The 16459-nt window shown below is 63.5% G+C and carries 14 protein-coding genes; 6 read left to right on the forward strand and 8 right to left on the reverse strand.

What is annotated here, in order from left to right:
- Position 1: 1 nt before the first annotated feature.
- From AC1RR3_RS36580 to AC1RR3_RS36590, 3 genes are all read right to left on the reverse strand, one after another.
- Positions 2-1513 carry a helicase HerA domain-containing protein gene (locus AC1RR3_RS36580; protein WP_492829852.1) on the reverse strand — a complete coding sequence of 504 codons (1512 nt, stop codon included), beginning with the start codon at positions 1511-1513 and terminating at the stop codon, positions 2-4.
- Positions 1514-1617: 104 nt separating this feature from the next.
- Positions 1618-2436, reverse strand: a complete 819-nt coding sequence (locus AC1RR3_RS36585; RefSeq protein WP_492830011.1) for a YkgJ family cysteine cluster protein — start codon at positions 2434-2436, stop codon at positions 1618-1620.
- 494 nt (positions 2437-2930) lie between these two features.
- Complete coding sequence (locus AC1RR3_RS36590) at positions 2931-3995, reverse strand: ketopantoate reductase family protein (protein WP_492829854.1); 1065 nt, start codon at positions 3993-3995, stop codon at positions 2931-2933.
- Between the two features lie 564 nt (positions 3996-4559).
- Between AC1RR3_RS36590 and AC1RR3_RS36595 the strand changes: the two genes are divergently transcribed.
- On the forward strand, positions 4560-4910 hold the full coding sequence (locus AC1RR3_RS36595; protein ID WP_492829856.1) for a hypothetical protein: 351 nt from the start codon (positions 4560-4562) through the stop codon (positions 4908-4910).
- A gap of 21 nt (positions 4911-4931) precedes the next feature.
- The gene (locus AC1RR3_RS36600; RefSeq protein WP_492829858.1) at positions 4932-6011 is read left to right on the forward strand and encodes an alpha/beta hydrolase family protein; all 1080 of its coding nucleotides are present in this window, start codon (positions 4932-4934) and stop codon (positions 6009-6011) included.
- Positions 6012-6032: 21 nt separating this feature from the next.
- Here the strand turns inward: AC1RR3_RS36600 and AC1RR3_RS36605 are convergent, their stop codons facing one another.
- Positions 6033-6512: a MarR family winged helix-turn-helix transcriptional regulator gene (locus tag AC1RR3_RS36605; RefSeq protein ID WP_492829860.1), complete on the reverse strand. Its 480-nt coding sequence runs from the start codon at positions 6510-6512 to the stop codon at positions 6033-6035.
- A 515-nt stretch (positions 6513-7027) separates the two neighbouring features.
- On the opposite strand from AC1RR3_RS36605, the gene AC1RR3_RS36610 reads away from it, so the two are divergent.
- Positions 7028-8611: a porin gene (locus AC1RR3_RS36610; protein WP_492829863.1), complete on the forward strand. Its 1584-nt coding sequence runs from the start codon at positions 7028-7030 to the stop codon at positions 8609-8611.
- A 1162-nt stretch (positions 8612-9773) separates the two neighbouring features.
- Here the strand turns inward: AC1RR3_RS36610 and AC1RR3_RS36615 are convergent.
- From AC1RR3_RS36615 to AC1RR3_RS36630, 4 genes are all read right to left on the reverse strand, one after another.
- Entirely contained in the window at positions 9774-10421 is a 648-nt protein-coding gene (locus tag AC1RR3_RS36615; protein ID WP_492829865.1) for a MarR family winged helix-turn-helix transcriptional regulator, read from the reverse strand.
- An 843-nt stretch (positions 10422-11264) separates the two neighbouring features.
- Positions 11265-12590, reverse strand: a complete 1326-nt coding sequence (gene fliI / locus AC1RR3_RS36620; RefSeq protein ID WP_492829866.1) for a flagellar protein export ATPase FliI — start codon at positions 12588-12590, stop codon at positions 11265-11267.
- A 48-nt stretch (positions 12591-12638) separates the two neighbouring features.
- The gene (gene flgF, locus AC1RR3_RS36625; protein ID WP_492829868.1) at positions 12639-13367 is read right to left on the reverse strand and encodes a flagellar basal-body rod protein FlgF; all 729 of its coding nucleotides are present in this window, start codon (positions 13365-13367) and stop codon (positions 12639-12641) included.
- A gap of 3 nt (positions 13368-13370) precedes the next feature.
- Positions 13371-14153, reverse strand: a complete 783-nt coding sequence (locus tag AC1RR3_RS36630; protein WP_492829870.1) for a DUF1217 domain-containing protein — start codon at positions 14151-14153, stop codon at positions 13371-13373.
- A gap of 142 nt (positions 14154-14295) precedes the next feature.
- On the opposite strand from AC1RR3_RS36630, the gene motA reads away from it, so the two are divergent.
- Genes motA through AC1RR3_RS36645 form a run of 3 tightly spaced genes read left to right on the forward strand, consistent with a single transcriptional unit; the run spans position 14296 to position 16428 of the window.
- Positions 14296-15192 (forward strand): flagellar motor stator protein MotA, encoded by an 897-nt coding sequence (gene motA / locus AC1RR3_RS36635; protein ID WP_492829872.1) that lies wholly within the window; start codon positions 14296-14298, stop codon positions 15190-15192.
- A 2-nt stretch (positions 15193-15194) separates the two neighbouring features.
- Positions 15195-16133: a FliM/FliN family flagellar motor switch protein gene (locus tag AC1RR3_RS36640; RefSeq protein WP_035967086.1), complete on the forward strand. Its 939-nt coding sequence runs from the start codon at positions 15195-15197 to the stop codon at positions 16131-16133.
- Positions 16114-16428 carry a hypothetical protein gene (locus AC1RR3_RS36645; RefSeq protein ID WP_247330531.1) on the forward strand — a complete coding sequence of 105 codons (315 nt, stop codon included), beginning with the start codon at positions 16114-16116 and terminating at the stop codon, positions 16426-16428. The genes AC1RR3_RS36640 and AC1RR3_RS36645 overlap by 20 nt, the downstream gene beginning before the upstream one ends.
- Positions 16429-16459: the final 31 nt, after the last annotated feature.

Here is a 16459-nt window from a genome sequence, read left to right on the forward strand (position 1 = left end):
GCTAGGCCGACGCCGCGCTCGGCGCCGGCTCGACCGGCAGGTCGTCGCCATTGGGATCGCCCGGCGCGGTCGCCCAGGCCAGCTCCACCAGCGTCACGATCCTGCGTCCGCCGCCGTCGAGCTGGCAGACGATGAGACCCTGCTCCTCCATATAGCTGAGCAGGCGCTGCGCCCGGCGCAGCGAATGCGAGCCATAGGCGCGCGCGATCGCGGCGTCGCCGGGACAGGGCCAGCCTTCCTTGGCGGCACGGGCGATCATCATGAACACGCCCTGCATGTCGTCGGGCAGGATCGAGGCGCGCAGCGAGACGTCCTGCCAGGCATCGTCCTCGGTATGCTCGGCACCGAGCCCGGCGCGTGCGCGCGTCAGCATGCGGCGGAATTCGGTGAGATCGGGGACGGCCGAGCCGAGTCCCTCGATGCGGCAGCGGACCACGAACTCCTGATAGAGCACGCCAACGGCGCGGAAGCCGGCATCGGGCGCGGCGAGCACGGCACGAAGCGTACGATCGACGCGCTCGCGCCGCTCGGCGAGCTCTTCGGCGCTGATCGGGACCTCGACTGCTTCGGGGCTGATCTCCGGCGCAGCCGCCTTCGCGGCGCGGAGCTGTTCGAGCAGGTCAGGCGCGGGCCGGCGCTGCGGCCGGCTGGCATCGGGCGGCGGTGCGGCCAGGATCACGGCGCGCATGTCCTCGAGCGCGGCCTCCGGCAGCGGCATCAGCCGCGGCGTGGAGTTGCGCGCGTGGGTGTCGGTCGGGCCGATGTTCAAACGCAGGGGGCGGCGTGACAGCGCGGGGCCGAGCGCCATGAACTGTCCACGCTCGAGATCGCGAAAGGCTTCCGCCTGCCGCCGCTCCATGCCGAGCAGGTCGGCGGCGCGCGCCATGTCGATGTCGAGGAAAGTGCGGCCCATCAGGAAGTTGGAGGCTTCCGCCGCGACGTTCTTGGCCAGCTTTGCCAGCCGCTGGGTCGCGATGATGCCGGCAAGCCCGCGCTTGCGGCCGCGGCACATCAAATTGGTCATGGCGCCCAGCGAAAGCTTGCGCGCCTCGTCCGAGACTTCGCCGGCAACCGCCGGCGCGAACAGCTGCGCCTCGTCCACCACCACCAGCATCGGGTACCAATGGTCACGGTCGACGTCGAACAGCCCGCCGAGAAACGCCGCCGCGCGCCGCATCTGGTTCTCGGCGTCGAGGCCTTCGAGATTGAGCACGGTGGAGACGCGATGCAGCCGCGCACGCTCGCCGGCGACCTGAAGGCCGCGCTCGGTGTGATCCTCGGCCTCGATCACCAGATGGCCGAACCGCTCGGCCAGCGTGACGAAATCGCCTTCGGGGTCGATGATGGCCTGCTGCACCCAGGGCGCACTCTGTTCGAGCAGTCGCCGGAGCAGATGCGACTTGCCGGAGCCCGAATTGCCCTGCACCAGGAGACGGGTCGCCAGCAGTTCCTCGAGGTCCATGGCCGCCGCGGAGCCTGCCGTGGTCAGTCCCATCTCGATTGCAACCGTCATGTCCCGACTCAAGTCCCCGTCATTCGCGGACAGGGGCTTATCAACCCGCTCGCGGCGCGTCGAGCGGCACGGCGCGAATCATGCCGTGTTGCCCACGGCGGCGTTCAGGCGTGATGCGACAGCCGTAGAAGTGCGGGCCGATAGGGCGCCTGCGGATCGTCGTCCTCGTTCTCAGGGATAGCGCAGGAGCCGAATTCCTGCCTGATCCGCTCGATCTCGGCGATGCGCTCGTGCAGCCGCTGCAAATGCTCGGGCGATGTCGCCCGCCAGAATCGGAACGTGTCGGCGGTCAGCGGCAGGAACGCGGTACCTGATGGCGTCGGATCGGGAACGATAGTGCGTCCGAGCAGCAGGAAGCGGTCGGCGCTGGAGACGACGAGGGTTGCATAACCGCGGTTCCCGATTCGCCTGATCCCGTTCAGCGACCATTCGGCGAGCTTGCTGAAATACGGCTCCTCGCGCCAGCGATCGGGGCAATCGTCGTCGACGGTGACGTTCACCGCGTCCTGGCTGAAATGCACGATGATGCCCGATTTTGCGGGAAACCAGTCGTCGTCGAGATGGCCTTGCAGCCAGGCGCAGACGAAGGAGCGGCACATCTGGGGACGGCGGTCGTAGATGGTGCATCCCGTGCCCGTCTGCCAATGCTTGCAGAGCTGGTTCACCGGCTTGTCGACCGCGGCCACCTCGAGGATGTCGCAGCAGGCATTGCACGATCCGCATTGCCGCGCGGGGCGTGCCGTCTTCGGCAGGCCGGTCGCGCGAAACCCCTGGCCGTCGCGAACCAGCAGCTTCTGCTTCTCCAGTGCGGTCAACGCACGGTCGATCTTCAGACGGGACAGTCCGGTGGCGTCGATCACGCCCTTGATCGTCGTCGCGCCTGCCTCCACCGCGCGGACGACGCTCAGCATCGCCTGATCCATTTTGTTGTTCTTGGTCTTCTGGTCCGGTTCCATCGGCCAGGCATCGCGACCGGCGCCGAAAGAGCGATCGGCAAACAGGTCTTAGACACCTAACTTAAAAAGCTATGTTGCTCATTTCTCTGTTCGCCGGACAAGAAGCCGCGCCCGTCGCGCGCGCATGCAACGTTTGCGCAAATGAAGGATCATGCATGCAGGGCAGAGGTCCGCTCGCACGCGCTGCGAGCTGGAATTGCGCCAGCTTGGTTCAATTCGTGCGGAAAACGGCTGGATTTGACGGCGCATCGCGTCGTGAGCTGACGAGCAACATGCCTCGCCTCACGCGGTCGTGATATTTGCGGTGCAGAGCGTAAGCAACGCGGTGGCGACACGATCGCGTGATCAATGAGACGCAAACGCTCTCGTTGAGTTTGCGCCACACCTGGAACAGTCCCGCCTGATCACGCGGAGGTTCGGTCGCGCGCGTGACCGTGATCGGCGTAACCTGGCTGTAGTCGCTACTGCGCGCCCGATCCGCCCTGAACGATCTTCTCGTTCAGCTTCATGTCCACGGTTTCGACCGTGCGGTCGATCTCGGCATTGGGCGTGCCGAGCTGATGCGAGATCAGCTTCACCAGCAGGTCGACGCGCTCGATGAAGGGCGCGCCGCCCGCCACCGCGCGCGCGGCCGACGACGGCTTGAGCAGGCTCTCGGCGGCCTTGGCGTATTTCGCGAACGGCACCTGGTCCTGCGGGTCGGCGCCGAGCTTGCGGGCGATGGCGTCGACATGGTCGTAGATCGTCTGTGAGCGGGCGAGATCGCCATGCACGGCGTCACGGATCGACTGCGGCTCATGCGGCGTGATGCAGCGGTAGTTGCCGGTCAGGAGCATCGACCATTTCGCCAGCGGCACGAACAATGAGTCGAACACCTTCAGCTTCACCGGCACGTCGTGGCCGTCGAGCGTCACCGCATCGATGTCGGCTTCGAGCTCGCGCAGCACCTTGTTGTGCTTCTCGTCGGCGAAGACCGACGCCTTGAAGTTGGTGGGCAGGCCGACATGAAGCACATTCGCGGCTTCCTCCGGCGGACGGAAGGCCTGCGGGTCGGGCGAGCACAGCGTCACCAATCCCGGCTCGAACCGTTCCCACACCTGCGCATTGGTATAGGCCTCTTCGAGGTCCATGTCGGCGAGTGCCGGAATCCGCTTCAGATAAGGCAGCGGCGGCATGTTCATGATCGACAGGCACGGCAGCTTCGCCGCGGCGATCCTGACCATGAGAACGCGTACCGTGTGGTTGGTGTATTGCGGCTCCTGCATCGCAAGGCCGACCAGATCGTAACGGGACAAGTCGACATCGGCCGGCGTCACGGCGTCGAGCTTGCCGGGCAGGTCCCGCGAGAAGATGGCACGGTGTACCGCCTCGTCGCGCAACTTGATGCGCACCTCGGTACCGGAGCGATTGATCAGCTCGGCGGTCTTGGCACGGCAGACCAGGGTGACGTTGTGCCCTGCCATCAGCAGCTTCGTGCCGAGCAGCGACCCGTAGGAAGCCCCGAGAATCAGAATGTTGCGCGCCATGTCTCGTCCCCTGAAATGTCATGTGATTTTTGCGCCCCGGCCATGATCCAAGGGCGATTTGGCGGCATGTAAAGCGAAGTGCCCGGCGATGGCAACTGGGATAATGCATACAACGGGATGCGGATATTCCCGCTTCGTTCGCATTGTGACGGGGACCACGAGAGGCAGGCTCGTCAGGGCGCTGCGGCGACGCGGTTTCTCACATTGCCCGGCGGGAAAAACGCGCGCGCTGTGTCGGAAACGGTCCGGTCGCGATCGCCGAACCATTCGACGTTGTCGAAATTCGAAAATCTGGAATCTGCGAATCTTACACGCAGAGAGGGTGAAGTGATCGTGGGGTGTCACGGTTCGCGAGCTGGGCTGCGATGAGCGACAATCCGCCGCAGCTTTCGCTGTATGGCGACATAAGGATTCACGATGACGCGCGGCGATCCTGCCTGCTCTGTCAGCAAACGAATTCTATATTTTAATCGTCGGTCACAACAAAAAACTACAAACTTCGAACCGCAAAAATGGCAGAGTGGTGCGGTGCAATAAATGCTGTATCAGCAACGGAGCTGAGGTGTGACGATTGAGGTGAGCCGGCGTGAGCTTTGTATCGAGACCGGCTCGTTTGAACCAAGGACCGTTTCGTCCCGTGTCGCGCGAAGCGAAGACGGAATGATCATCAGGCCGGGTCTCGCCGCGGCGAAGACTGGATCGGACGCAGGCTATGGAGATCTTTCGCTGCGCGACGCCCAAAGGGCCGCGAAAGAGATCGACGCGACGGACAGCATCGGCGGACGCAAGCGGAGCGGTCGCGATCAAGCCCATCTCCAATCGCATCGTGCAATTGTGCAGGGCGCTCCGCTGAAAGCGCAGCTGGCAAGTCTCGGGAATCCAAGTCTTGGTAATCCAAGCCTTGGTATTCGCTGACGACGCCGTTCGGAGACTGACATGGAAGGTGATCATTGGTCTCACGGCTCGTGCGACGGCGCGGGTGGCAGCCTGGCGCGCTTGCGCAATCGCGCGTCCGGATTTTTCGAAAGCTTGTCGGTCGCAGACCTTGTGCGTGAGGCGTCCAGGCATCTGTGGGTTTCGGACTGGTTGAGGGTCGCAGACGACTACCGAATATCCGCCGAAGCCGCGCGCAGAGATGAGTCCGCCCGGATCGCCGGGGAAGCGTGGCTGTGCTCGCTGACCGCGCTGGAAGTCGCGCGAAGTTTGTCCTGTCCGGGAGATATCGCGGATGGCGATCTCGCAGACAGGTTCGGTATCGGCCTGAGGGGTTTTGAGGATGACGCCGGTTCAGTGATCGAGCGTGTGAAGATCGATTGCCTTGATCAGGGGGCGTTGACCGGACTCTTTCTGCCGGCGTTCCGTCACGGGCCTTCACCGGTGGTCATCTGCATCGCCGACGAGGAAGCCACCTTGGGCGCGATGATGAGCAGGTTGTTGCCGGCCTCATGCCGCCGGCACGTGTCGCTTCTGCTCGTTGATGCCGGCAATTCGTCCGTTCGTCGCCCCTTCAAGCCGGAGCATATGCTTCAATGCTGGCTGGACTATCTGGAGGCGCGCCCGGACGTCGATTCGCAGCGGATCGCGGTCTATGGCGAAGGGGCGGGCGCCAGTCATGCGTCCCGCCTTGCCCTGCTGGATCGCAGGATCGCAGCCGCCGTGTGCGACGGCGGCATTGCGGCGCCGGTCATGCGCCGGGCATCGGTGCGCTGGATGAGCGGCCTTGAGCAGGCCGTTCCTGACGCGACCTCGCCGGGGGCGTTGTTGCCGTCGCGTCGAATAGCCTGCCCGCTTCTCGTGGTCGTCGGAAGTCGCTCAATGGTATGGGAGGAGGATGCTCTCGAACTGCAAGCCGGCTATCGCCAGGCCGGAGCTGATTGCTCGACCGTGGTGCCGAACTGCATCCCGCACCCTCTGGGCGAGGTCGAGAATTTTATCGCTGTGGACGATTTCATTCTCGAATGGCTCGACAGCAAGCTGGGCGTCGCCCGCGCGATGGATCCCGTGACCTACCTCTAGCGGCGTCCGCGCATCGACGGATCACGACACGTCGATCGCCAGCAATCGTGCAGCCAGTCGGGCGTTCTTGGCAATCGTCGTGAGCGCGTCATTCAGATCTGCGAGGGTCTTCTCGTCGAGCTCGTTGAACATGGTCGAGTTCAAGGCGAGCTTTCTCTTGGACAGCTTTTCGATCTCGGCCGTGGCCTTTGCCGTCAGCGACATCAGGACGAAGCGCGCGTCGTCCGCGGCCGGCCGCCGCGACAGGAAGCCGCTCTTTTCGAGGCTCTTGGTCTGGTTGGTCACGAAGGCGGGGTGGACGCGCAACTTGTTGGCGATATCGATTCCGGCGACGCCTCGCCCCTCGTCCAGTTCGGTGATGGCCATCAGGATCAGCCACTGCGGCTCGGTAATGCCCAGCAGTTCGGCCCAGCTGGCGTGGATGTCCTCCAGCTGAGAGTGAATCTCTACGACGTTCCAGATGAAGTCCGTGATTGCCCTGTCGAGTTTCTTCTCGATCATGTGGCGCCCCTCCCCATGTGTCTTATCCCCTATCTTTAATGGGATATTGGGGAGCCGTCTCGAAGATCGCGCACCGACGATAGTGTTAGACACCGAATGATCGAAATCGCCCGGCGATTTAATGCTTGCAAAACTCAATTAATTAAATTACGCCTTTGCTCACTCAATCTCTGCTGCTCTTGACCTTTGTCGACGGGACAGCGATGTGAGACCTCCAAGAAGCCCTCGGGATGCCCCCCGAGGGCTTTTCTTGTTTTTTATCAGATTGTTATTGATGACAAGGTGGTCGCTGTTGCTCCCAAGCCACATCGCCTTCGGAACTTGCGATTCATCAAATCAATAAATTGAGGCAACTGCTTTTATAAACTATACGTGAAGCCACGACGGAGGGGGGGCACCTCACTGTCGTTTCAGTCCGGACTTTCAGTGCGGGCCTGAATTGAACGGAAATTGAAGTGGGTAAAGCGGCCTCCGACGAGGGGGCGAGCCCCCTGAACCGACCTGGAGGTTTACTAATGAAGTTTACGAAGACGCTTCTTCTTGGCTCGGCAGCCGGCCTGATGGCCGCCTCCGGTGCGTTCGCAGCCGACCTTCCCGTGAAGGCCAAGGCAGTCGAATACGTGAAGATCTGCTCGCTGTACGGCGCCGGCTTCTACTACATCCCGGGCACCGACACCTGCATCAAGCTCGGTGGTTACATGCGCGCTGACGCCGTGCTCGGCTCGAACTCGGACTTCAATCCGAACCAGAGCGGTACGGCCGGCGCTCGCAACCGGATGATGAACTACTACACCTTCCGCGCTCGTGAAGACCTGAACATCGACACCCGCACCGCGACCGAGTACGGCGTGGTCCGCACCTTCTTCGACGGCGTGTTCTCCTGGACGACCGGCAACTATACCCCGACCGGTTCGGCAACGGGCGGAAGCCAGTACAGCGGTACGCTCGGTCTCAACGCTGCGGGCACCGCCCTCGTCGGTTCGAACGGCTCCGGCGCGGTGAACAGCACCGACGGCAACACTTCGGGCGGTGGTCTCGGCGTGTACTACGCTTTCATCCAGTTCGCCGGCTTCACCATGGGTAAGGCCGTGTCGCAGTTCGACGCGCCCTGGACCAACTATCCCGGCAACATCACCGACAACCTCGTCGGCGGCAGCGGCACCGTCACCGGTGTCACCCAGTTCACGTACACGGCCGACTTCGGCCAGGGCGTGACGGCGGCGTTCTCGGCTGAAGATACCACCCAGTACTATCAGGCTGGTAACCTCAACATGTCCGGCGCGACCGCGGGTGGCATGATCGGCGGTTCGTACGGCACCAACGCCATCGGCGGCACCCGTTCGCCGAACCTCGTTGGTATGGTGCGTGTCGACCAGGCCTGGGGCCTCTTCCAGGCGTCGGTGGCTGCGCATGACAACCACGTCGGCTACTACGGCGCTTCCGAGACCACCGGCCACCCCGACGACAAGTGGGGTTGGGCTGTGCAGCTCGCTTTGTCGATCAAGAACATCCCGACTGGCGCGGGTGACACGATCAACATTTCGGGCGTCTACACCGACGGCGCGACCCGCTACAACTTCCAGAACCTGTCGGGCAGCTCCTACGCTCTGTACGGCAACTCGGGCGTTGCTGGCGCTTACGGCAGCATCGGCTTCGCCAACGCTCCCGACACGGTGTTCGTGACCGGCAGCTCGCAGGAAACCGTCAAGACCTGGGGCTTCCGTGGCGCTTACACCCACAACTGGGATCCCTACTGGAACTCGGCGATCTACGGTGCCTACGCTCAGGCCCAGTTCGGTACGCTGGCCAAGACCACCCTCTGCGGCGCTGGCGGTGCTGGCGGCGTGTTCGGTGGCCTGGCGGGTGTGACCAGCTGTAACCCGGACTTCGCGATCGGCCAGCTCGGTATCGTCACCCGCTGGACCCCGGTCAAGAACCTGACGTTCTCGGCTGACCTGTCCTGGACCCACCTCGACCAGAAGTACTCCGGTACGGTTGGCCTCGTCCCGAACGTCGCGACCGCCAAGCCGACCGCGGTTTACGAGCTGAAGGACCAGGACTCGATCGCCATGATCCTGCGCGCTCAGCGCAACTGGTAAGATCTGTCGAAACCACGTGAACGAACACCCGGCGGGAAACCGCCGGGTGTTTTTTGTTGCGCAACGCAGACGGTGTGAGGGCGCGGGACGCCTGGCCCAGTAGCCCGGATGGAGCGAAGCGTAATCCGGGGCCGCTGTCGCCTGTGGCAGGACCCGGATTGCGCTTCGCTCTATCGGGCTACGAGATTTTGCCCGACGGGCAAAACACCCGCGGGGCCGTCAACCCGCCCGCGCAAAAATATTCCACTTTACCGAAATTCGGAAATGGCGTATGTGTCGCCCATCCCGGCTCATCCTTGAGGGGCGATCGTACGTCGTCACGATATGCGAGCCGGGTTGCGGTGGACGCGGCGGCGTCGTGCGCGAGAGGCGCGGGCAGGGCGGGTAGTCCCTGTGAGCCCGTGGCCACGTGCGGACGAGCGGCGCGGAAGTCCGGCGAAGCCTTTTGGCGAAGCCGGATGAGCTGCGTACGGCAAAACCGTGTGGTCCTGGCCGTCGTTGCTACGGTCAAGTCTTCGCGAAGGTGCGAGCGAGCCCAACCGGGCAGACTGCATCATCCAATTCGCGAGGCGAGGGAGGCCAGAAGGAAAGTTCGGCTCCCGGGAGAGCACGGCATAAGCCGTCCAACCATCGCGCAGGGAAGGCCGAGTGATTGGCACCACCTGTATGCTGCTGTGCGGTTTTCCTGCGTGTGCGTTTCGCGCAGCGGACCGCGGGTGCGAGGTCAGCACCCGGCCTTCCCTGCGCCCTCTTGGCTTAAAGAGGGTGGAGCGACCAGGCAAAGCTCGGGCGAAATCAGCCGCGAGGATGCGAAGGCGTGTCTGCAACCATACTCGCTGTCATCGCCCGGCTTGACCGGGCGATCCAGTATTCCGAAGCGCCTATGATTTATCGAGAGGCCGCGTCGTACTGGATTCCCCGCTTTCGCGGGCAATGGCAGTGGTGTTTGGAGAGCGAAGCCATCGCCTCATGCTCCGTCATTGCGAGCGCAGCGAAGCAATCCAGAGTCTTTCCGCAGCGGCAGTCTGGATTGCATCGCTGCGCTCGCAATGACGACGTGGAGGCGGATATCGTCACGTCGCATGATCTCGCCGCAAAATCTTCCGCAAGCCTTGGCACCGCCATTCGCGCGGAAGTTGCTCTTGGGCTGCGGACCTTCGCCTCAACCCTGGCTTGCCACGCGGGCGCGGTCGAGATGTTCTTCGATCTTCGGGCGATCGCGGGTGCGCTCGAAACTGGTGCAGAGCAGTTCGGTCTCCTCGAGGGAAACAGGCGCACGATACAGCCGGCACATGAATTCGGCGGTTGCACGGCCCTTCGCGGCAGCCGGACTGTGTCCCGGGCTGCGTTCGGCGAGAAACATGCAGTCGCGGCAGATGCTGGCATCAAGTCGCTGATGGGCTGCGTCGAGATGATTGAGGATCTCCCGCAGCTGGTCGCGCAGTTTGATGCACTCCTCGGTTCCGAGCGCAGTGACCGCATTCACGACGTGATTGATCGGATCGTGCTGGCTCAAGCATTTCTCGCCCTGCGCGGTGACGTGGAGCACCACCGACCGCTTGTCCTCATGCGAGGGCTTGCGCACCAGGAAGGACTTGCTTTCCAGCGTCTTTACGATCTGCGATGCAGTCGCCCTTGTGGCGCCGATGAAGCCCGCGAGCGCGGACGGCGTGCGCGAAAACCTGTTGGCGCGGCCAAGAAAGCGCAGCGCCATCCATTCGCGATCGCGCAATCCATGTTGATTGCCCTCGAAATACCAAGCCCTCGCCGCCTGGACCAGCAGCTCGACGGCTTCTCGTGCCAATGGCATGGATCTACCTCGCTCCCGGAGCTTGGTCTGCGGCGTCCCGAAGCCGCCTTGCGCCCTGGCTCACGACCGCTTCGAGAGACCTCAGACGAGCTGAGATGTCCGACGAGCACACCGCAGCAGACTTTTGCGCGAAAGCACGGACTGCAATGCGTTCGACCTGGACCAATCGGCGTTGCTTCGTCCGAAGCGAAAGGTTGCGTCGCTGATGGCATGCCAATCGCGTCGTCGTCGCACGGGAGCCCGAGTTGCCGTCACCTGCCGACGATGGATCGGAGTAGTTCAACCGAGGCCCCTAAAGTTCAAGTCACAAGCAGACGTTTCTTATAAGCCGTCGAAACGATGAATGAGCTTCTCAACAAAATCAAGTAGAGACGCTCTCGGAGATGGGATGTCGTTGCAGGCGAATGTAACGTTCAAGACAATCTCGCTGTTCGGGACACATGATAGTGAATGCAATACGCTGTTCCACAAGCAACATGCGCGCAACTATGCGACGGTTTGATTGCACGACATGTTGCTGTCCGTCGTTGATGCAAGTTGATCGAAGCTTGTGCATGACAAGGTGGCCTGCGTTGATGAGTCATCCACAACTTCTGCGATCTGCTGGAGAATCGACGGGGGAACTCGCAGGGAATGCACGCGTCGGTTGTTGTGGCCGCAACGAGAGAACCGTCCGGTCCGTCCGGCGCGCTGCAGCAGCTCAACGCTCATCCGAATGGTTGACGCACGGGCGACGGCAAGCGGCAACAGGGCTGCATGCGCCGGACGCGTGGCGGCATGTGCGTTCGACTGTCGAAATAATGAGCAGGGCCCCGTTCCGATTCCACCGGAGCGGAATTGGCTCTACTCGCCCTTGAGCATGTCCCGCAGCTCGCGGAACGGGTCGGCGCTCGGCGGAGCCGAGGCGTCTTGCCGCATCGCGCTGTAGATTCGCGGAACCATGTCGATCGCCTGGTCGAGACCCGAATCGCGTCCCGACTGGTATCCGCCCATCAGGCGAAGGTCCCGTGTGTCCTCGTATTTGGCGATCATGGTGCGCAGCTTGCTCACCAGTTCGCGCTCCTCGGGGTCCCAGACATTGTGGGCGAGACGGGAGACCGAGGCGAGCACGTCCACCGCCGGATAGCGCGCCTGGTCGGCGATGTGCCTGGAGAGCACGATATGGCCATCGAGCGTGCTGCGGATGGTGTCGGCGATCGGCTCGTTGTGATCGTCGCCGTCGACCAGCACGGAGAAAATGCCGGTGATGGTCCCAGTTCCCTCCTCGCCGGGGCCGGCGCGCTCCAACAGGCGCGGCAGGTCGGTGAAGACCGTCGGCGCGTAGCCCCGCGCGACCGCGGGCTCGCCGGCGGCAAGCGCAACCTCGCGGGAGGCGTGGGCGAAACGGGTGATCGAATCGACCACGAGCAGGACCGATTCGCCGCGGTCGCGGAAATATTCGGCGACCGCCATCGCGGTCTTCGGCGCCAGCCGCCGCATCATCGGACTTTCGTCCCCGGTCGATACGATGGTGACGGCGCGGCTGCGATTGGCGCCGAGCACGTCCTCGATGAATTCGCGCACCTCGCGGCCTCGCTCGCCGACCAGTGCCAGCACGACGGTGTCGAAGCCCTGGCTGCGGGCGAGCATGGCAAGCAGCGTCGATTTGCCGACGCCGGAGCCGGCAAAGATGCCGACGCGCTGGCCGGCGCAGATCGGGGCAAACAGGTCGATGACGCGCACGCCGGTGCGCAGCGGCTTGTGGACGCGCGCGCGCTTCATGGCCGAAGGCGCCTCGGTTTCCGCCGAGACCGGCCGCGATCCCGGTGTGAGGGGGCCCTGTCCGTCCAGGGGCGCGCCGAGCGCGTTGATGACGCGGCCCTTCCAGCTCGGATCGGGCGCGAAGGACAGTGGCGGCATCCGGTAGGCGACCGAGCCGAGGCCACCGGCAAACTGCCGGTCGAACGGCTTGGCGACGATGCCCTCGCTGTCGATCCTGATCACCTCGCCGATCTGCGGCTTGCCGCCGGAGTTGACGCCGATCAGCTCACCAAGCCTGACGAAGCGCGACAGGCCGGAGACACGGAAATGCGTCGGCGCGATCTCGGAGATCGAACCGCTGACGCTGGCCAGGGGAGTGCTCTGCTGAAGCTCCAGCAGCGCCCACTCGAGTTGCCGAAGAGCGTTCAAGGAAACCGTCCACCCTCATTGCGCACGAGGCGCACTCTACTTGCAGGTCTATTTGCCGGGCTCGCCCAGCGTCCGGATTGCGTTCTGGAGCGAGCTCTCGGTGCCCTCGATCATCGAATTGGTGCCGTCGAAGGCGCGCGAAGCGGCGATCAGCTTCGTCAATTCCATCATCGGATTGGCGCCGGAGCCCTCGACATAACCCTGCTTGAAGCCGTCGCGGGAGAAATCGGCGATGGCGGTCGCGGGGCGGTCGGGCGTGACGCCCGAATTGCCGTAGCGATCGAGATTGGCGTCAGCGGGAATGTTGAACAGGCCGATGGTGCCGATCTCGTTGTTGTCCTGGGTGATCGCGCCGCTGCGCGAGATCGCGATCGGGCCGCCGTTCGGGTCGATCGTGATTTGCGCACCGCCGGAATCGATGACCGGGAAGCCGGACACGGTCTGAAGGTCGCCATTGGCGGCGATCTGGAGCCGGCCGTCGCGGGTATAGACCGTACCGTTGGGGCCGGCGAAGGCGAGCCAGCCCTGTCCCACCACGGCGACGTCGAGCGGGTTGCCGCTCTCGGTAATGCTGCCTTGCTCGCGCGAGATGATGTTGTCGCCGGGCGAGGAGAAGGCGACCGGATTCGCGCCTGCCTTGGACAGCACGGTCTCGAACTTCACGACGTCGGTGCGGAAGGCCGCGGTGTTGACGTTGGCGACGTTGTTGGCGATCGTCTGGAGGCGCTTCTCGAGCGCGACCTGCGCCGACAAGCCGACATAGAGAGCCGATTGCATGACTTACCTGTTGAACTTGATGTTCTGAAGTGTCGTGAGCAGGTCGGTGTCCATGCTGGCCGCCGCGCCGCCGATCAGGACCAGCGCGGGGTTGGTCGAGGTGTCGCTCTGGGCCTGGGTCGCATCCCACATCGCCGCGAATCGCTGCACGAATTTGGTGACCTTGGTCGGGTCCTGGAAATCGGTGAGGTCGATCTTGTCCGTGATCATCTTGGCCTGGGCGTCGATGTCGGACGAACTGATCGTCGACGACCAGCCCATGGCGGTCTGGACCACCTGGGTCAGTGCCTTGTCGGCGAGGATCTGGTAGGCGGTCGTAATCGTGGAGGCCTTGCGGGTGAAATAGAGCGCCAGCCGCAGGCCTTCGTTCTGGTCGCCGGCGTTCTGCTCCATCGTCTGCGTGACGTATTGGGTCGCCGTGCCGGTCGTGGCTGCGGTGGTCGAGGTCGCCTGGTCGCCGTTGGCGGCGAAATTGAAGGCGGTGGCGAATTCCCGGTAGCGGGTGTCGGAGAGCTTGTTGGCGAAGGCGTCCTGGTCCGAGACCCCCTCGGTCAGCACCTTGCGCATGAACGCCTTGGCGTAGGTCATGTCGCTGAGGCCATAGGCCTTCATCGCATAGGAATAGAGGCGATAGTCCCCCAGGAAGTCGTCGATCGTCTTCACGTTGCCGATATGGCTGAGAAAATAATCCGTCTCGCGGCTGACATCGGGCTCCGTCGCGACCTGGGTCATCGACTTGCTCATGTCCGTGGTCAGTCTGGTGTAGTCCGCGATGGTGGATAGCATGACACGCGCCCCTTTGGCCGCCGTTGCGACTTCGTCCCAAGCTGCCGTCAATTGCTTGCGCGGGGCTGGCGAACGGGAAGCCAGCTTCACGCAAGCGTCGCCGACTAGATATTCCCGATGGGATCGGCGATGGAGTGGCGCGTTGCTCAGTTTCGTGGGGATTTTCATCACGGTGGCGGCGCTGCTTGGCGGTTTCGCCGCTATGGGCGGGCATCTGGCCGTGCTCATGCAGCCGTGGGAATTCGTGATCATCATGGGCACTGCGGTCGGCACCTTCATCGTGGCCAATCCGTGGAAGACGGTCGTCGACACCGGGGTTGCCTGCATGCAGGCCGTCACCGGCGCGGTACCGGGGCAGCGCTATTATCTCGACCTGCTCGGGGCGCTGCACGCCCTGATGCGTGAGCTGCGGGGCAAGGGCCGCAACGAGGTGGAGGCGCATATCGACGATCCCTCGTCCTCCGAGATCTTCAAGGCGTTCCCGAGCGTGCTCGGCGACCCGTCGCTGCTCCAGTTCATCTGCGACTATGTCCGTCTCATCATCATGGGCAACGCGCGCACGCACGAGATCGAAGCGTTGATGGACGAGGAAATCCACACCATTGTGAAGAGCAAGCTGGCACCTTACCATGCGCTGGTGATGGTGTCCGAGGCGTTGCCGGCGCTCGGCATCGTCGCCGCCGTGCTCGGCGTCATCAAGGCGATGGGTGCGCTCGATCAGTCGCCGAAGCTGCTCGGCGGCTTCATCGGCGCGGCCCTGGTCGGCACCTTCGCCGGCATCTTCCTGTCTTACGGCGTCCTTTCGCCCTTCGCGATCAAGATCAAGATGACGCGCGAGAAGAAGTGCCGGCCCTACATCATCGTCAAGCAGACGCTGCTGGCCTTCATGAACGGCGCCATGCCGCAGATTGCGGTCGAGCACGGCCGCAAGATGATATCGAGCAACGAGCGTCCCTCGATCGACGTCGTCGAAAACGAGACGATCGCAGGTCCCAAGGCTGTCGCGACCGACGCCGAACCGAAGGCGGCCCGCGCATGACGATGATGGAAGACGTCGAAGTCGATCAGCGGAAGCAGCTGCCGAACTACCTGCTCGACGCGGCGGGTATCTCCATCGAGCGCATGCCGATGCTCAATGTGATCTTCGATCGCATGGCCGCATCGTGCACCGACAGCCTGCAGCCGATGGCCGGAACGCCGTGCTATTTCTCGGTCAACGGCATCACCAACGACCCCCTCGGCGACATCATCAAGGACTACGAGGGTAACGCGGTTGCTGCCGTGCTCTACGCCGAACAGTGGGACTCCCGCGTCATCATCATGCTCGACCGCGACTTCGTGTTCACGATGGTGGAGGCGATGTTCGGATCCGACGGCGCCGAGCCGCCGCTCGACGTCGAGCGCACCTTCTCGAACATCGAGATCCGGCTGGTCCAGGCGCTGTTCGAGCGCTTCGCGAAGGCGCTCCAATCCGCCTTCGCCGGCACCTCCAACGTCACCTTCCGCGTCGAGCGGGTCGAGACCGCCATGGCGTCGCTGGCTATCGGTCGAAGCGGCAACATGTCGATCTGCGCGAACATCATGGTGCAGGCGCTGTTCCGCGGCGGCCAGATGTTCCTCATCATTCCGCACTCCGCGCTCAACCCGCTCAGGCAGAAGCTCGCGCATGTCGTCGTCAGCGACGGCCGCGCGGCCGACCCGCGCTGGCGCGAGCAGATGGAGAGCGAGGTCCATCGCACCGAGGTGACGTTGAGCGCGGTGCTCGACGAGAAGATGGTGACCCTCGGCGACGTCGTGAAGTTCCAGGTCGGGCAGGTGCTCGAGCTCGAAGCCACGCCGCGCACGCTGGCCCGTCTCGAAAGCAACAATCAGGTGCTGTTCTGGTGTCAGATCGGCCAGCTCGATGGCTATTACGCCATGCAGGTGGCCGATCCGGTGGATCAGAAACGGGAGTTCGTCGATGATATCCTATCTCGTTGATGCCGTGCTGCTGATTGCGCTCGCCTTCACCAGCATGCGGGTGACCCGGATGCACCGCGAGCTGGCGCGCTTGCGCAGTTATCAGGGTGAGTTCTCGACCATCGTCCACGAGACGGCCGGCGCCTTCGACACGGTCATCACCGCGGCGCACGATTCCACTGCAAATCTCGGGCGGCTCGCCAACGTGCTCAGTACCAAGATCGACCAGGCTCACGAGGCGATCGCGGCGCTCGATGCCAGGAGCGGGCTGGCATCCGCCGCGACCGCCGGCGGCGCCGACGTGAACAAGCATTGAAGCCAGGACCAGCGAACCAAATACGATCGGA

The sequence above is a fragment of the Bradyrhizobium sp. GW821-FHT13H05 genome (genome assembly GCF_058804065.1).